The organism is Agrobacterium salinitolerans, from assembly GCF_027498475.1.
Taxonomy (GTDB): Bacteria; Pseudomonadota; Alphaproteobacteria; order Rhizobiales; family Rhizobiaceae; genus Agrobacterium; species Agrobacterium salinitolerans.
In genome coordinates this window covers 70,517-86,084 of record NZ_JAPZLN010000010.1, presented here as the reverse complement: position 1 = coordinate 86,084, position 15,568 = coordinate 70,517, and the positions used below count along the sequence as shown (strand labels likewise).

Sequence of the window (15,568 nt, the reverse complement as noted above, 5' to 3'; positions counted from 1 at the left end):
GTTCGGCACGAGATTGTCACCTATGTCTTAGGTACAAACTGTTACCTATGTCTCCGGTCTGGACATGTTTCCGTTGGTGAGAGCGCAGGGATTCGAACCCTGGACCTACTGATTAAAAGTCAGTTGCTCTACCGGCTGAGCTACGCTCTCCCGTGTCGGGGCTTGGTTGCCCTTCGGAAGTGCGCGGAACATAGGTAGAGCGATCCGTTCGGTCAACCCAAAAAAAGCGGTTTCGACAATCAATCCGGTTTTTTTTGTCGCACCCCCGAAAAGGTGATTGGAGAGAGGGGGCGGCTGGGGATAAAACCGGCTTCAGACATGTCTGCTGGACGGGTGAAATCCTTTTGCAGCAATGACATGCACGAAAATGAAGCGTGAAGCGGCGGCGCAGCTTGAGAATCGCGGCGGCTTTGCGGGATGCGGAGTTCTTTGTTGTCGATTGCCGATATTTCCCTGTTCAGCGCGCTTCTGGCCGGCGCTCTTTCGTTTCTGTCGCCCTGCGTCCTGCCGCTGGTGCCGCCTTATCTCTGTTATATGGCGGGTGTTTCGGTCGAGCAGTTCAGGACGGAAGATACCGCGCCGCGGCCGGAGATTCGCAGGGCCGTGCTGTTTTCAGCCTTCTTCTTCACGCTCGGTTTCGCCACGGTCTTCGTGGCGCTTGGGGCAGGCGCCTCGACGATCGGTACGCTCCTGCGTCAGAATCTGGATATTCTCGCCAAGGTCGGTGGTTTCATCATCATTCTGATGGGGCTGAATTTCCTCGGCGTGTTCCGCATCGGCCTGTTTTCGCGCGAGGCGCGGTTTCAAGGCGCGGGCAAGCCGGCCACGCTGTCCGGGGCCTATGTCATGGGCCTTGCCTTCGCTTTCGGCTGGACGCCCTGCATCGGTCCGGTTTTGGGGGCTATTCTCGGCGTCGCCGCCGCACGCGATACGGTTGGCGACGGTGCGGCGCTCCTTGCGGTCTATTCTCTTGGCCTTGCGGTGCCGTTCTGGATCGCGGCGGCGTTTTCCGGCTCCTTCATGCGTTTCCTCGTCCGCTTCCGCCGCCATCTTGGGCTCGTGGAAAAGCTGCTGGGCGTGTTGCTGGTGCTGACCGGTCTCGCTTTCATGTCCGGTTTTATCACCAATGTGGCGATCTGGTTCCAGGAGACCTTTCCGATCCTGATGCAAATCGGCTAAGCCTCCCGCTGGAGTTGCTTGCGGGGGAAATATAGTGACGGATATCGTCGGATTGCTGTTGCCGTTTTTCGGCCTGATCTTCATCGGCTACGGTGCGGCGCGCATCACGAAGCAGCCGGTCGAGGCGATGGGCTGGCTGAACACTTTCATCATCTATGCGGCGCTGCCGGCGCTGTTTTTCAAGCTTGTGTCTAAAACGCCGGTGGAAGAGCTGGCGCGGATGGATTTCGTCGCGGCCAGTCTCGCCTGCGCCTATGGCGTTTTCCTGGCTGTGTTCCTGATCGGCCGATTCGTACGGAAAAACAGCCTTTCCGAAACCACGATCCAGAGTTTCGCGGCCAGCTACGGCAATATCGGTTATATGGGGCCGGGCCTAGCGCTTCTGGCGCTTGGCGAGAAGGCGGCGGTGCCGGTGGCGTTGATCGTCTGCCTTGAAAACGCCGCCCATTTCATCGTCGCCCCGGCGATGATGGCGGTTGCCGGCGGCGACAAGCGTTCCCCGCCAAGGCTTGCGCTGGATGTGGCGCGCAAGGTCATCACCCATCCCTTCATCGTCTCCGTCATCGCCGGCTTTCTGGCCGCATCGCTGTCGTGGCAGCCGCCGGAGGCGGTGCAGCGGCTGGTGGATTATCTGGCGCAATCGGCGGCGCCCTGCGCACTTTTTGCCATGGGCGTGACGCTGGCGCTTCGGCCGATGAAACGTGTGCCGGTGGAAATCAGCTATATCGTGCCGGCAAAGCTGATCCTGCATCCGCTCGCCGCCTATCTCGTGCTGTCGTCGCTGGGGCGGTTCGAGCCGGTGTGGATCTATTCAGCCGTGCTTTTGGCCGCGCTGCCGACCGCGACGAATGTCTTCGTCATCGGCCAGCAATATCACGTCTGGCAGGAGAGGGCGTCTGCGACGATCCTGATTTCGACGGTTCTGTCTGTCTTCACGCTGACCGGCGTGGTTTATTTCATCCAGCCTTTTTGAAGCTGCCGAACAGCAGCGAGGGCAGGGCCTTCAGCCCGCGACCCGGCTCGATGCCTTCGCGCATGACCATGCTTCTCAGCGTGCCGATGCCGGAGAGAACATGCAGGCCGGCTGCGCGCGCCATCTGGACCGGCAGGAAATCGGAAAGCAGCGAGCGGTTCAGGAGATCGACGCTCAGCGTGCGGCTATAGACATCCGCTCGCCGCTTGCGGTCGAATCTATCGCCGGCGTCGGCCGCAATCGGCCGGTCGGAGACGGCGCTCAGCAATTCCGTCAGCGCGATGATGTCGCGCAGGCTGAGGTTCAGCCCCTGCGCGCCGATGGGCGGAAAACCGTGCGCTGCCTCGCCGATCAGGGCGACGCGGCCCTTGCCGAAGCGGTGCGCAGTCATGGAAGAAAGCGGCCAGGCCTGAACGCTGTCCTCGACGGTGACCGCTCCCAGCATGGATTGCATGCGCTCCTCGACGCGCAGGCTGAGCGTCTCCAGCGGCAGCGCCGTCAACTCTTCCGCCTGCTGCGGGGTAACGACCCAGACGAGGCTGGAGCGGTCGCCGGGCAAGGGAACCTGTGTGAAAGGCCCGGTGGGTGTGTGGAACTCCGTCGAGACATTGCCGTGCGGCCGGCTATGGCCAAAGTTCAAAACAATGGCGGTCTGCGGATAGGACCAGGATTTGACGCCGATGCCGGCTGCATCCCGCACCATGGATTTGCGACCATCCGCGCCGATGAGGAAATCGGCGGAGAGCGTTTCGCCATTCGCAAGGGTCACCGTCATGCGGTCGTTGCCGATGTCGATTGTCTCGGCGGACGTGTCGAGGCGGGAAATATTGTGTTCCTGCTCGACCGCTTCGCTCAGGACGCCGAGCAGCGCCTCGTTGGGGATGTTCCAGCCAAAGGCGTCAAGCCCGATTTCGGAGGAACGGAACTGCACGGTGGGTGCACGCAGCAGGCGGTCGGTGCCATCGATGATCTGCATGGTGGAAAGGCGTGCGGCCGAAGGCGCGATGCGCGACCAGAGGCCAAGGCGGTCCATGAAACGGATGGACTGGTCCATCAGCGCGGTGGTGCGCTGGTCCTTCCTGTCGCTGGAAGGTGCGATGAGCGCCACGTGGCGGCCCGCCCGCGCCAGCGCGATGGCCGCGATCTGCCCCGCAAGTCCCGCACCGGTGATGGCGATATCGAAGTGTCTCATGGTCGTGATCCGTTGTTATTTCCAAACCATCATAAAGGCTTCGGTTGGGTAAATCCACTTCGGTCCCGGAACATCCGGTTGCGAAGATTCGTTAGTTGTGCCGCTATATTAGTCCTAGGATAAGCGGATTGAGCCGGTTGCAAAGCGTGGTGAATGGCCGCATACCGGAACAAACAGGGCGGATGAAAAACGGGGCGCAGACGCTGACCATGAAAATTTTCAACTATAAGCGTGTTCCCTACGCGGAAATCCGCGCCTTTTCTGTCCACATGCTCACGGCCTCCGGCTCGTTTCTGGCTTTTCTCGGTGTTGTCGCCGCAGCCGAACACCGCTTCGTCGATATGTTCTGGTGGCTGGGGCTTGCGCTGCTGGTGGATGGCATCGACGGTCCCATCGCCCGCAAGGTCAGGGTGAAGGAAGTGCTGCCCAACTGGTCCGGTGATACGCTCGATAATATCATCGACTATGTCACCTATGTGCTGTTGCCCGCCTTTGCGCTTTATCAGAAGGGCATGATCGGCGAGCCGCTGTCCTTCGTGGCAGCCGGCATGATCGTGGTGTCGAGCGCCATCTATTACGCCGACATGGGCATGAAGACGGACGAGTATTTCTTCTCCGGCTTTCCGGTGGTGTGGAATATGGTGGTGTTCACCCTGTTCGTCATGGACGCCAGCGCCACGACGGCAATGGTTGTCGTTACCGTTTCGGTGTTTTTGACATTCCTGCCGATCAACTTCCTGCATCCGGTGCGGGTGAAGCGATTGCGGCCGCTCAATCTCGCCGTGGTCTTCATCTGGTGCGCGCTTGGCGGTTATTCGCTGCTGATGCACTTCGAAACCCCGAGCTGGGCCGTGATCGGCTTTGTGGCAAGTGGCCTCTATCTTTATTGCATCGGTGGAATATTGCAGTTTTTCCCCTCGCTCGGCGCAAAGTAAGAACGGGTAAAGCCGTTTATTGCTTGTGCAAATTGCATTTAAGCGGCTTCTTTTTCAGTTGTGCGCAGCAGCAAAACCGTTATCAATAAGTCTTGATTGGATGAGATTGCATACGCATTGGCGTCCGATTGGGAACAATGACCACGATCGTTGGAAACGCTTCGAAGAAGGCGCGGCGGTCGGTGAGAGAGGGAACTCGTGACTGGAACTTTGGCGCCGGAGGCCGTGCCTCTCCTGTCCGTTCGCAAGCTGACCAAGCTGTTCGGCAATTTCGCCGCCTGCAACGGCATCGATCTCGATATTGCGCCGGGCGAAATCCACGCGCTTCTGGGTGAAAACGGCGCGGGCAAATCCACACTCGTCAAGATGCTGTTCGGCGTTCTCGCGCCAAGCGAAGGCGAGATTGTCTGGCAGGGCCAGCCGGTTTCCGTCGCCTCGCCAAGCGAGGCCCGCAGGCTTGGCATCGGCATGGTGTTCCAGCATTTTTCGCTCTTCGAAGCGCTGACGGTGGCTGAAAACATCGCCCTGTCGCTCGACCCGAAAATTTCACTGAAGGAAATCGCCGGGCAAGCGGAAACGTTGTCGCGCGCCTATGGCCTGCCGCTCGATCCCAATGCCCATGTGGCCGATCTTTCGGTCGGCGAGCGCCAGCGCATCGAAATTGTCCGCGCGCTTTTACAGAACCCGCGCCTGATCATTCTCGATGAGCCAACCTCGGTTTTGACGCCGCAGGAGGCCGACAAGCTGTTCGAGACGTTGGAGAAGCTGAAGGCTGAAGGCCGTTCCGTGCTTTATATCAGCCATCGTCTCGAAGAAGTGCAGCGCATCTGCGACCGTGCCACCGTCCTGCGGCATGGCAAGGTGACGGGCGCCTGCGATCCGCGCAAGGAAACGCCAGCGTCGTTGGCGCGCATGATGGTCGGCAGCGATGTCGCAAGCGTTTCGCGGGCCACGGGCGAGACGCTCGGCGCGCCGCAGATCGAGGTCAGTGGGCTCTCGGTGGCGCCACGCACGCCTTTTGCCGTGGCGCTGAAATCGATATCCATGCAGGTGCGCGCCGGCGAGGTGCTGGCGATTGCCGGTGTGGCCGGCAACGGCCAGGGTGAGTTGTTCGATGCGCTTTCGGGCGAATATCCGGTCTATAACAATGACGCCATTCGCCTGCGCGGCAAGCCAGTCGGTCGCATCGGCATCAATGGCCGCCGGCTGATGGGCGCGGGTTTTGTGCCGGAAGAGCGCCACGGCCACGCCGCCGTTCCCGGCATGAGCCTGTCCGACAATCTGCTCTTGGCGCGGGCGCGCTCCGACCGCAAGGCGTTTCTGACCGGCGGTTTCCTGTGCATCGTGCGTGGCTCAGTCATCAGGGCTGCGGCGCGACGCATTTCGGAAACGATGGATGTGCGCAAAAGCGGGGCCGATCCGCTCGCCGGGTCGCTGTCTGGCGGTAATCTGCAGAAATTCATCGTCGGGCGCGAGCTTGACCGCCAGCCTGTCGTGCTGGTGGTCAACCAGCCGACCTGGGGCGTGGATGCGGGTGCGGCGAGCCGCATCCGTCAAGCGCTTGTCGACCTTGCCAAAGCGGGCTCGGCCGTCATCGTCATCAGTCAGGATCTCGATGAGATCTTCGAAGTCGCCACCAATATCGCTGTCATTTCCGACGGCAAGCTGTCAGAGATCCATTCGGTGGAGGAAATGACGCTCGAAAAGATCGGCCTGTTGATGGGCGGCATTCACACGTCACATTCGGGAGCCGCCCAGCATGCGCATTGAACTTGAAAAACGCGCAGGCGTCTCCCGGCTTTTCACCCTGCTTTCGCCGCTTCTGGCGCTCACGCTAACGCTGCTTGTCGGCGCCATCATGTTCGCCATGCTCGGCAAGAACCCGTTGGACGCGCTCTATGCCTTTTTTGTCGAGCCACTGCTGGAAGTCTGGTCGCTCCATGAACTGGCGATCAAGGCCGCACCGTTGATCCTGATCGGCGTCGGGCTATCGATCTGTTATCGCTCCAACAACTGGAACATCGGCGCGGAGGGGCAGTTCACCATCGGCGCGATCACCGGTTCCATCCTGCCGGTGCTTTATCCCGATTGGCATTCGCCGCTGCTTTTGCCTTTGATGCTGGTGATGGGCGCCGTGGGCGGCGCGCTTTATGCGGGTATTCCCGCACTTTTGAAGACGAAGTTCAACACCAACGAAATCCTCGTCAGCCTGATGCTGGTCTATGTCGCGCAGCTTTTCCTCGACTGGCTGACGCGCGGCATCTGGCGCGATCCGGGCGGCTACAACTTCCCGCAGACCAAGCCTTTCAACGACAGCGCCGTTTTGCCGGAAATGCTGGCCTCGGGCCGGGCGCATTGGGGTTTCGTTTTCGCCATCGTTGCGGCCATCGCGCTGTGGTTCATGATGCGCTACATGCTGAAGGGCTTCGAAGTCACCGTGCTTGGCCAATCGGCGCGGGCAGGGCGTTTCGCCGGTTTTTCGTCGAGCCGCATGGTGTGGTTTTCGCTGCTGCTTTCCGGCGCGCTGGCGGGGCTTGCTGGCATATCGGAGGCCTCCGGCTCCATCGGCCATCTCCAGCCCAGCATTTCGCCGGGTTACGGCTTTACCGCCATCATCGTCGCCTTTCTCGGTCGTCTCAATCCGCTCGGCATCATCCTTTCCGGGCTGGTGCTGGCGCTGACCTATCTCGGCGGCGAAGCGGCGCAGCTTTCAATCGGTGTGTCGGACAAGGTGACGCGCGTGTTTCAGGGGCTGATGCTGTTCTTCGTGCTGTCCTGCGATACGCTGATCTTCTATCGCATCAGGGTATTCTTTCCCGGCAAGGCGCATCGTAAAGAAGGAGCGGCATGATGGATATGCTTCAGGCCATTCTCCTCACCGTCATCACCGCCGCCACGCCGCTCGTCATCGCCGCTTCAGGCGAGCTGGTGACGGAGCGCTCCGGCGTCCTCAATCTGGGTGTCGAGGGCATGATGATCATGGGTGCGGTCTGCGCTTTCGCGGCCGCGCATATGACCGGATCTCCCTATCTCGGCATTCTGGCCGGCATTGCCTCCGGTGCGGTTTTTTCGCTGCTCTTCGGTTTCCTGACGCTGACGCTCGTTACCAACCAGGTGGCGACGGGTCTTGCGCTTACCATTCTCGGCCTCGGCGTCTCAGGCATGCTGGGTGAAAGTTTCGTCGGCCTGCCGGGTGTGAAGCTGCAGCCCATCGTCTTTCCGCTGCTGTCGGACATTCCCTTCCTCGGTCCGCTGCTTTTCCGGCAGGATTTGATCTTCTACCTCTCCATCGCGCTTGTCGCCGGCATCAGCTGGTTTCTGTTCAAAAGCCGCATGGGTCTCAAAATCCGCGCCATCGGCGATAATCACGCTTCGGCCCATGCGCTCGGCATCAATGTCATCCGCACCCGCTATCTGGCCGTCATGTTCGGCGGCGCCTGTGCGGGGCTTGCGGGGGCGCAGCTGTCGCTGGTCTATACGCCGCAATGGGTGGAAAACATGGCGGCCGGGCGCGGGTGGATTGCGCTGGCGCTCGTCGTCTTCGCCTCGTGGCGCCCATGGCGAGTGCTGGCGGGCGGTTATCTGTTCGGCGCCGTCACCATCGGCCAATTGCATGCGCAGGCGTTCGGCATCGGGGTGCCGTCGCAATTGCTGTCGGCGCTGCCCTATCTCGCCACTATTGTCGTGCTGGTCATCATCTCGCATAATCGCCGCACGACCTTGATCAATACACCGGCCTCGCTTGGCAAGTCCTTCGTGCCGGACAGGTGAAGCATTCTCACGTCTCCAAACCAACAGGGGTAAAAATGAAAAAACTGGTCATCGCACTCGCCGCTTCCGTTGCGGCTCTCGGCGGCGTCGTTTCCTCGGCTGAGGCCGCCGACGCCAAGAAGGTCTGCTTCATCTATGTCGGTTCAAAGACCGACGGCGGCTGGACACAGGCGCACGATATCGGCCGTCAGGAACTGCAGGCGCATTTCGGCGACAAGATCGAAACGCCGTTCCTCGAAAGCGTTCCGGAAGGTCCGGATGCCGAACGCGCCATCGAACGCATGGCCCGCTCGGGTTGCGAACTGGTGTTCACCACCTCCTTCGGCTTCATGGACGCCACCATCAAGGTTGCCCAGAAGTTCCCCAAGGTGAAGTTCGAACATGCTACGGGCTTCAAGACCGCCGAAAATGTCGCGACCTACAATTCGCGCTTCTATGAAGGCCGCTACATTCAGGGCCAGATCGCCGCGAAGATGTCGCAGAAGGGTCTCGCCGGCTACATCGCGTCCTTCCCGATCCCGGAAGTGGTGATGGGCATCGACGCCTTCGTGCTCGGCGCGCAGTCCGTCAATCCCGACTTCAAGGTGAAGGTCGTATGGGCCAACACCTGGTTCGACCCCGGCAAGGAAGCCGATGCAGCCAAGGCACTGATCGACCAGGGCGTCGATATTCTGACCCAGCACACCGACACCACCGCGCCGATGCAGGTTGCCGCAGAACGCGGCATCAAGGCCTTCGGTCAGGCGTCCGACATGATCGCGGCCGGTCCGAAGACGCAGCTTACCGCCATCAAGGACACCTGGGGCGCCTACTACATCAAGCGCACGCAGGCGCTTCTCGATGGTACCTGGAAGTCCGAATCGGTATGGGACGGCCTGAAGGACGGCATCCTGACCATGGCGCCTTACACCAACATGCCTGATGACGTGAAGAAGATGGCTGAAGACACCGAAGCCAAGATCAAGTCGGGCGAGCTGCATCCCTTCACCGGTCCGGTGAAGAAGCAGGACGGTTCGGAATGGCTGAAGGCGGGTGAGAAGGCCGAGGACGGCGTTCTGCTCGGCCTCAATTTCTACGTCGCCGGTGTGGACGACAAGCTGCCGCAATAATGCTTTTTAGCCATCGTTACTGAAGCAAGGCCGCACATATGTCATGTGCGGCCTTGCTTATTTTCACGCGTTTTATTGCAGGGATGAAGTTTACCTTTGCTTTTCATGCAACTTGATGTTTTTCACTATAATCTGACTTGAGATACACACGTCTGGCGCGATTTTTTCAAGATCGCCAACCGAACGGAAGGATATGGCACTTGCAGCGCGGAATGCTCGATGCGGCGATCGGTTTTCGAAAGCTGCGGACAAATCATGCACAGGTCGTTCACAAGCTCGGTCTCGATATTGTGTCCGGCGTCTTCAAGACGGGTGATATCCTGCCGGGCGATGCCGAGCTGATGGACCGCCTGAAAGTATCGCGCACAGTGCTGCGCGAAGCGATGAAGACGCTGACCGCCAAGGGTATGATTTCCCCCAAGGCGCGGATCGGCACCCGGGTGACGGAGCGCGAAAGCTGGAACATGTTCGACAGCGAGGTGCTGCTCTGGCATTTCGAGGCTGGCGTCAGCGACGAGTTTCTGTTGCATCTTTACGATATCCGTCAGGCCTTCGAGCCCTATGGCGCGGGGCTCGCCGCCATCAGAGCGCAGGACGCCGATATCGCCAAGCTCGCCGCTTACGCCAACGAGATGGGCAATACGGCCTATTCCAAGGAAAAGCGCGCGCTTGCGGATATGAATTTCCATGTGCTCATCACCGAAATGTCCGGTAATCCGTTTATGCGCACCGTCGGTTCGCTGATAAAGGCGGCTCTGGTGGGCATTTTCCGGATGAGCAACCCGGAAACCGATCCCAATGAGATTTCCGACGTGTCCGCCTCGCACCTGCGGCTCGTGGAGGCGTTTCGCCTGCGCGATGAGGGTGCAGCGCGCCGCGAGATGGAAAGGCTGATCGAAAACGGCCGCCAGCAGGTGCTGGAATTCACTGCCCGCAATCCACGGCGATAAATCAGACCGAGGGAACGGGATGCGATACCGTTGCAATCACGTTTGATGAAAATCGGTGCGGAAATTTGGTGCAGATTTGCATGGTTTCTTAAGTGGGCCGCCGTTATAGCAATTTCGGAATGAAATTACCGATGCGCCCGTTCGTTTTGCCGGACGGCGTGAAGTCAAACATATGCCGCCGTCCTGACCGTCCTGCGGTCGGTGACGTGGTGTTGGAGGTCTTATGGAGCGCAGCTCTCTAGCCGTTATTCTCGCAGCGGGCGACAGCACGCGCATGAAATCGTCGAAATCCAAGGTGCTGCATCCGGTCGCCGGGCGTCCGATGATCGCCCATGTGGTTGGGGCGGTGGCTGGATCTGGCGTCAGCACGGTGGCGCTGGTGGTCGGGCGCGATGCCGAGAATGTCGCTGCGGCCGCAAGCCTGCCGGGCCTTGAGGTGGAAGCTTTCGTGCAGACGGAACGCAAGGGCACCGGCCATGCGGTGCTTGCCGCACGCGCAGCTATCGAACGCGGTTTTGACGATCTCATCGTTGCCTATGGCGATGTCCCGCTCATCACGTCTGCAACGCTCGACCGGGCGCGTGAGGCGATTGCCGCCGGCGCCGATGTCGCCGTCATCGGCTTCCATACCGACCGCCCGACCGGTTACGGCCGGCTTCTGGTCAAGGATGGCGAACTTGTCGCGATCCGCGAGGAGAAGGACGCGACCGATGCGGAGCGTAAGGTGACCTGGTGCAATAGCGGATTGATGGCCATCAACGGCCGCAACGCCCTTGATCTGCTCGACCGCATCGGCAACAGCAATGTTAAGGGCGAATATTATCTGACCGATGTGGTCGAGATCGCCCGTTCCCTCGGCCGCCGCGCCGTCGCCATCGATGCGCCCGAAACGGAACTGGTCGGCTGCAACAACCGTGCCGAACTGGCCTTTATCGAGAAGCTCTGGCAGGAGCGCCGCCGTCATGAGCTGATGGTCGATGGCGTCTCGATGGTCGCGCCCGAGACAGTATTCCTTTCCTTCGATACGAAGATCGGTCAGGATGTCCTGATCGAACCCAACGTCGTTTTCGGTCCCGGCGTGACGATCGAGCCGGGTGCGATCATTCACGCGTTTTCGCATCTGGAAGGGGCCTATCTGGCCGAGGGTGCGGTTGTCGGTCCATTTGTGCGGTTGCGTCCGGGTGCAAACCTGCACGCCAACGCCAAGGTCGGCAATTTCTGTGAGGTCAAGAAGGCTGAGATCGGTGAGGGCGCAAAGGTCAACCATCTGACCTATATCGGCGATGCTTTCGTGGGTGCAGGCAGCAATATCGGCGCGGGTGCCATCACCTGTAACTATGACGGTTACAACAAGTCCGAAACACGGATCGGGGCCAACAGCTTCATCGGCTCGAATTCGTCGCTGGTTGCTCCCGTCACCATTGGAGAGCGGGCCTATATCGCCTCCGGCAGCGTGATTACCGATGACGTGCCTGCCGATGCGCTGGTTTTCGGGCGCGCGCGTCAGGAGGTGAAACCGGGCAGGGCGGTCGCCCTGCGCGAGCGGGCGAAAGCACTGAAGGAAGCGAAGAAAAAACCCTCTTGAGAGACGTTACCGAGCGATACTGAAAGTGACCGGCGGCATAATTGCCGATTTCAGGGAAACGGTTAAAGCATTTCCAGTAAAAGTGCGCAGCGGTTTTACGTCCGGAAATGCGTCAGAACAAAAAGGTGGAGTATTTTTGCATTTCAGGGAAATGCGAAAATACTCTGAACGTTGCGGTGAAGAGATCGCCGTCTGGAGAAATATATGTGCGGAATTGTCGGAATTGTCGGAACCCAGCCAGTTGCTGAACGGCTTGTCGATGCGCTGAAGCGTCTCGAATATCGCGGTTACGATTCGGCTGGTGTCGCCACCATCGACAATGGCGCGATGGATCGCCGCCGGGCGGAAGGCAAGCTGTTCAATCTCGAGAAGCTGGTTTCGGAAAAGCCGCTGCCGGGTGTGGTCGGCATCGCCCATACACGCTGGGCGACGCATGGTGTTCCGAACGAAACCAATGCCCATCCGCATTTCGTCGATGGCGTTGCCGTTGTCCACAATGGCATCATCGAAAACTTCGCCGAACTGCGCGAGGAGCTGACCGTCGAGGGTGCGAGCTTCACCACCCAGACCGATACCGAAGTGGTGGCGCAGCTTCTGGCGAAATATACCCGCGAGGGTCTCGGCCATCGCGAGGCGATGCTAAAGATGCTGAACCGCGTGACGGGTGCCTATGCGCTGGTCGTCATGTTCAAGGACGATCCCGGCACGCTTCTCTCGGCGCGTTCCGGCCCGCCGCTTGCCGTTGGTTACGGTCGGGGCGAGATGTTCCTGGGGTCTGATGCCATCGCGCTGTCGCCGTTTACCAATGAGATCACCTATCTGGTGGATGGCGATTGCGCCATCGTGACCCGGCAGGGTGCTGAGATCATCGATTTCTCCGGCAAACCGGTGAAGCGCGAGCGGCAGATATCGCAGGCGACGGCCTATGTGGTCGACAAGGGCAACCACCGCCATTTCATGGAAAAGGAAATCTACGAGCAGCCGGAAGTCATTTCCCATGCGCTCAGCCATTACGTGGACTTCGCCTCCAAGACCGTGAAGCAGGCCGACACGGCCATTGATTTCGCCAAGCTTTCAGGCCTTGCCATTTCCGCCTGCGGGACGGCCTATCTTTCCGGCCTGATCGGTAAATACTGGTTTGAGCGTTATGCGCGCCTGCCGGTGGAAATCGATGTCGCCTCCGAGTTCCGTTACCGCGAAATGCCGCTTCAGCCATCGCAGGCGGCGCTGTTCATCTCGCAATCGGGCGAGACTGCCGATACGCTGGCGTCGCTGCGCTATTGCAAGGAAAACGATCTTAAGATCGGCGCCATCGTCAATGTGCGGGAATCGACCATCGCGCGGGAATCCGACGCCATTTTCCCGATCCTTGCAGGCCCGGAGATCGGCGTCGCCTCCACCAAGGCTTTCACCTGTCAGCTTGCGGTCCTCGCGTCTTTGGCAATCGCCGCTGGGAAGGCGCGCGGTACACTGAAGCCGGGCGAGGAAAAGGAGCTGGTGCAGCAGTTGATCGAGATGCCGCGCATCATGAGCAAGGTGCTGAACCTCATCCAGCCGCAGATCGAGGCGCTGTCGCGCGATCTGTCGCGCTTCAAGGACGTGCTTTATCTCGGCCGCGGCACCAGCTTCCCGCTGGCGCTGGAGGGTGCTTTGAAGCTCAAGGAAATCTCCTATATCCACGCTGAAGGTTATGCTGCCGGCGAGCTGAAGCATGGGCCGATCGCGCTGATCGACGAGAACATGCCTGTTATCGTCATCGCCCCGCATGACCGTTTCTTTGAAAAGACCGTTTCGAACATGCAGGAGGTCGCCGCGCGCGGCGGCCGCATCATCTTCATCACCGATGAGAAGGGGGCTGCTGCCTCCACGCTCGACACCATGGCGACGATCACGCTCCCCAATGTCGACGAGCTGATTGCGCCGATGGTCTTCTCGCTGCCGATCCAGCTGCTTGCCTATCACACCGCTGTCTTCATGGGCACGGATGTGGACCAGCCGCGCAATCTGGCGAAGTCGGTCACGGTGGAATGATCGTCCGGCCGGAGCGGCGGGCGGATGAAGAGGCGATTGCTCGCGTAACGGAAGATGCCTTCCGTAACGTCGATTACAGCGACAAGACGGAGCATCTCATCGTCGGGCGGTTGCGCAGGGCAGGTGCGCTCACCGTTTCACTGGTTGCCGAGGACAGCGAAGGCATCATCGGTCATGTCGGCTTTTCGCCGGTGACGCTTACCAGCGGCGAGACCAGGTGGTTCTGCCTCGCGCCGCTTTCCGTAACGCCGGAACGGCAGGGGCAGGGTGTCGGCTCCAGGCTGGTGCGGGACGGGCTTGCTGCCCTGGAGCGTCTGAATGCTTCCGGCGTGGTCGTCGCGGGCGATCCGGACTACTATGGCCGCTTCGGTTTTCGCCATGTCGATGGGGTGAATGCGGAAGGGATTCCTGACGAATATTTCACAGTTCTTCGCTTGCATGGTGGAACTCCATCCGGCATTGTCGGTTTTCATCCGGGTTTCGATGGCGACAACGCTTAATTCCGAACGGTAAATGACCGATATTCCAGTAAAAATTTCATTCGCAGCCCGCCTGCGCAACAGTTTCCTCACGGGCGTTCTGATCCTTGCGCCTGTCACCATCACCATGTGGCTGGTGTGGAGCTTCCTGCAATGGGCGGATAGCTGGGTGAAGCCCTATATTCCGGCCCGTTACGATCCGGAGCAATATTTCGATGTGGCGATCCCCGGTTTCGGCCTGCTGATCGCCGTCATCGGCATCACACTCATCGGCTTTCTGGGCAACAACCTGATCGGCAAATGGATCGTCGGCGTCGGCGAATCCATCCTCAACCGCATGCCGCTGGTGCGGCCGATCTATAAAAGCATCAAGCAGCTGTTCGAATCCGTTCTGAAAGAGCATTCGAACTCCTTCAAGAAGGTGGGCCTGATCGAGTTTCCGTCATCCGGCACCTGGGCGATGGTCTTCGTCGCGTCCGAGGCCAAGGGCGAGCTTGCCCATCGTTTCAACGAAATGGGCCAGCAGATGGTCGCCGTGTTCCTGCCGCCCACGCCGGTGCCGACGGCGGGCTTCCTGCTGTTCGTGCCGAAAGACAAGATCGTGATGCTGGACATGACGCCGGAAGATGCGGCGAAACTGCTGATATCAGGTGGTCTGGTAGCTCCGGATTTCACGCCGCCGAAAATGATTGCGCCGGTTTGAGGATTTGTGACGCACTGGGTTCGTTGCTCTGTTCTCCCTTGAGTTTTCATGCCCACGGTTGACGAACCAATATGGTTCACCGATAATCATAGTGAACCACGAAAGGTCGCAACCATGACTGCATTCACGGTGCGCTTGCCGGACGAAGTTGCCAACAAGCTTGAACAGCTGGCGGAAAAGCTTGATCGCTCGCGGTCCTACATGGCGGCACGGGCGATTGAGGACTTTGTTGCTCGCGAAGAGTGGCAGCTCGCGGAAATCGAGGCCGGTTTGGCGGAAGCGGATCGCGGCGAGTTTGGAACGCAAGACGATCTGGCAAACATTGTCGGGAAATATGTAAAGTCCGCTCGGCCGTCATGAGCGACCGGAGAATTCGCTGGACTGTGCGGGCGCTGCGACGGCTCGATGAAATCGGTAGGCATATCGAAACGGACAATCCTGCAGCTGCCGCCCGCGTGATTTCCCGTATTGTGTCAGCGGCCGACATGTTGGTGGATCAACCAGCTATGGGACGGGTCGGGCGCATTAAGGGAACGCGGGAAGCCGTGCTGTCCGACATTTCCTACATCGTTGCCTATCGTGTTGGCAGGGATATCGAAATCCTGACGGTTATTCACACCTCGCAGCGATGGCCGTCGGCACTTTAACCAAACTATTTCTC

Annotated in this window: 16 protein-coding genes and 1 tRNA gene; 15 read left to right on the top strand and 2 right to left on the bottom strand. The window is 59.8% G+C overall.

What is annotated here, in order from left to right; translation table 11 throughout:
- Positions 1-74: 74 nt before the first annotated feature.
- Positions 75-150, bottom strand: a tRNA-Lys gene (locus O9X91_RS23260).
- A 282-nt stretch (positions 151-432) separates the two neighbouring features.
- On the opposite strand from O9X91_RS23260, the gene O9X91_RS23255 reads away from it, so the two are divergent.
- Both O9X91_RS23255 and O9X91_RS23250 read left to right on the top strand, forming a co-directional pair.
- The gene (locus O9X91_RS23255; protein ID WP_089153212.1) at positions 433-1,179 is read left to right on the top strand and encodes a cytochrome c biogenesis CcdA family protein; all 747 of its coding nucleotides are present in this window, start codon (positions 433-435) and stop codon (positions 1,177-1,179) included.
- Between the two features lie 34 nt (positions 1,180-1,213).
- Positions 1,214-2,152 (top strand): AEC family transporter, encoded by a 939-nt coding sequence (locus O9X91_RS23250; protein WP_142912351.1) that lies wholly within the window; start codon positions 1,214-1,216, stop codon positions 2,150-2,152.
- Here O9X91_RS23250 and O9X91_RS23245 read toward each other — a convergent pair.
- On the bottom strand, positions 2,136-3,344 hold the full coding sequence (locus O9X91_RS23245; protein WP_269834099.1) for a UbiH/UbiF family hydroxylase: 1,209 nt from the start codon (positions 3,342-3,344) through the stop codon (positions 2,136-2,138). The genes O9X91_RS23250 and O9X91_RS23245 overlap by 17 nt on opposite strands.
- Before the next feature lie 209 nt (positions 3,345-3,553).
- On the opposite strand from O9X91_RS23245, the gene pcsA reads away from it, so the two are divergent.
- From pcsA to O9X91_RS23180, 13 genes are all read left to right on the top strand, one after another.
- On the top strand, positions 3,554-4,279 hold the full coding sequence (gene pcsA, locus O9X91_RS23240) for a phosphatidylcholine synthase (RefSeq protein ID WP_080792861.1): 726 nt from the start codon (positions 3,554-3,556) through the stop codon (positions 4,277-4,279).
- Between the two features lie 210 nt (positions 4,280-4,489).
- Entirely contained in the window at positions 4,490-6,049 is a 1,560-nt protein-coding gene (locus O9X91_RS23235) for an ABC transporter ATP-binding protein (RefSeq protein ID WP_269834101.1), read from the top strand.
- Positions 6,039-7,130 (top strand): ABC transporter permease, encoded by a 1,092-nt coding sequence (locus O9X91_RS23230; protein ID WP_077982063.1) that lies wholly within the window; start codon positions 6,039-6,041, stop codon positions 7,128-7,130. Before O9X91_RS23235 ends, O9X91_RS23230 begins: the two co-directional genes overlap by 11 nt.
- Positions 7,130-8,050, top strand: coding sequence for an ABC transporter permease (locus tag O9X91_RS23225; protein WP_162927507.1), 921 nt, complete (start codon positions 7,130-7,132; stop codon positions 8,048-8,050). Before O9X91_RS23230 ends, O9X91_RS23225 begins: the two co-directional genes overlap by 1 nt.
- Before the next feature lie 35 nt (positions 8,051-8,085).
- On the top strand, positions 8,086-9,159 hold the full coding sequence (locus O9X91_RS23220) for a BMP family ABC transporter substrate-binding protein (RefSeq protein ID WP_077982065.1): 1,074 nt from the start codon (positions 8,086-8,088) through the stop codon (positions 9,157-9,159).
- A 212-nt stretch (positions 9,160-9,371) separates the two neighbouring features.
- Positions 9,372-10,109 carry a FadR/GntR family transcriptional regulator gene (locus O9X91_RS23215; RefSeq protein WP_077982066.1) on the top strand — a complete coding sequence of 246 codons (738 nt, stop codon included), beginning with the start codon at positions 9,372-9,374 and terminating at the stop codon, positions 10,107-10,109.
- Between the two features lie 223 nt (positions 10,110-10,332).
- Positions 10,333-11,694 carry a bifunctional UDP-N-acetylglucosamine diphosphorylase/glucosamine-1-phosphate N-acetyltransferase GlmU gene (gene glmU, locus O9X91_RS23210; protein WP_142912348.1) on the top strand — a complete coding sequence of 454 codons (1,362 nt, stop codon included), beginning with the start codon at positions 10,333-10,335 and terminating at the stop codon, positions 11,692-11,694.
- A gap of 25 nt (positions 11,695-11,719) precedes the next feature.
- A complete protein-coding gene (locus tag O9X91_RS23205; protein ID WP_161596351.1) occupies positions 11,720-11,962 on the top strand; it encodes a hypothetical protein in 243 nt (80 codons plus the stop codon).
- Positions 11,899-13,725, top strand: a complete 1,827-nt coding sequence (gene glmS / locus O9X91_RS23200; protein WP_142912347.1) for a glutamine--fructose-6-phosphate transaminase (isomerizing) — start codon at positions 11,899-11,901, stop codon at positions 13,723-13,725. Before O9X91_RS23205 ends, glmS begins: the two co-directional genes overlap by 64 nt.
- A complete protein-coding gene (locus O9X91_RS23195; protein ID WP_142912346.1) occupies positions 13,722-14,225 on the top strand; it encodes a GNAT family N-acetyltransferase in 504 nt (167 codons plus the stop codon). The genes glmS and O9X91_RS23195 overlap by 4 nt, the downstream gene beginning before the upstream one ends.
- Positions 14,226-14,238: 13 nt before the next feature.
- The gene (locus O9X91_RS23190) at positions 14,239-14,907 is read left to right on the top strand and encodes a DUF502 domain-containing protein (protein WP_077982070.1); all 669 of its coding nucleotides are present in this window, start codon (positions 14,239-14,241) and stop codon (positions 14,905-14,907) included.
- 114 nt (positions 14,908-15,021) lie between these two features.
- Positions 15,022-15,267 carry a CopG family ribbon-helix-helix protein gene (locus tag O9X91_RS23185; RefSeq protein ID WP_077982071.1) on the top strand — a complete coding sequence of 82 codons (246 nt, stop codon included), beginning with the start codon at positions 15,022-15,024 and terminating at the stop codon, positions 15,265-15,267.
- Entirely contained in the window at positions 15,264-15,554 is a 291-nt protein-coding gene (locus O9X91_RS23180; RefSeq protein ID WP_077982072.1) for a type II toxin-antitoxin system RelE/ParE family toxin, read from the top strand. The genes O9X91_RS23185 and O9X91_RS23180 overlap by 4 nt, the downstream gene beginning before the upstream one ends.
- Positions 15,555-15,568 lie beyond the last annotated feature (14 nt).

Bases quoted from the DNA above. Each gene is read 5' to 3' on its own strand.
- O9X91_RS23245 (WP_269834099.1), bottom strand. From the start codon at position 3,344: ATGAGACACTTCGATATCGCCATCACCGGTGCGGGACTTGCGGGGCAG.
- pcsA (WP_080792861.1), top strand. From the start codon at position 3,554: ATGAAAATTTTCAACTATAAGCGTGTTCCCTACGCGGAAATCCGCGCC.
- O9X91_RS23230 (WP_077982063.1), top strand. From the start codon at position 6,039: ATGCGCATTGAACTTGAAAAACGCGCAGGCGTCTCCCGGCTTTTCACC.
- O9X91_RS23225 (WP_162927507.1), top strand. From the start codon at position 7,130: ATGGATATGCTTCAGGCCATTCTCCTCACCGTCATCACCGCCGCCACG.
- O9X91_RS23220 (WP_077982065.1), top strand. From the start codon at position 8,086: ATGAAAAAACTGGTCATCGCACTCGCCGCTTCCGTTGCGGCTCTCGGC.
- O9X91_RS23215 (WP_077982066.1), top strand. From the start codon at position 9,372: ATGCTCGATGCGGCGATCGGTTTTCGAAAGCTGCGGACAAATCATGCA.
- glmU (WP_142912348.1), top strand. From the start codon at position 10,333: ATGGAGCGCAGCTCTCTAGCCGTTATTCTCGCAGCGGGCGACAGCACG.
- glmS (WP_142912347.1), top strand. From the start codon at position 11,899: ATGTGCGGAATTGTCGGAATTGTCGGAACCCAGCCAGTTGCTGAACGG.
- O9X91_RS23195 (WP_142912346.1), top strand. From the start codon at position 13,722: ATGATCGTCCGGCCGGAGCGGCGGGCGGATGAAGAGGCGATTGCTCGC.
- O9X91_RS23190 (WP_077982070.1), top strand. From the start codon at position 14,239: ATGACCGATATTCCAGTAAAAATTTCATTCGCAGCCCGCCTGCGCAAC.
- O9X91_RS23185 (WP_077982071.1), top strand. From the start codon at position 15,022: ATGACTGCATTCACGGTGCGCTTGCCGGACGAAGTTGCCAACAAGCTT.
- O9X91_RS23180 (WP_077982072.1), top strand. From the start codon at position 15,264: ATGAGCGACCGGAGAATTCGCTGGACTGTGCGGGCGCTGCGACGGCTC.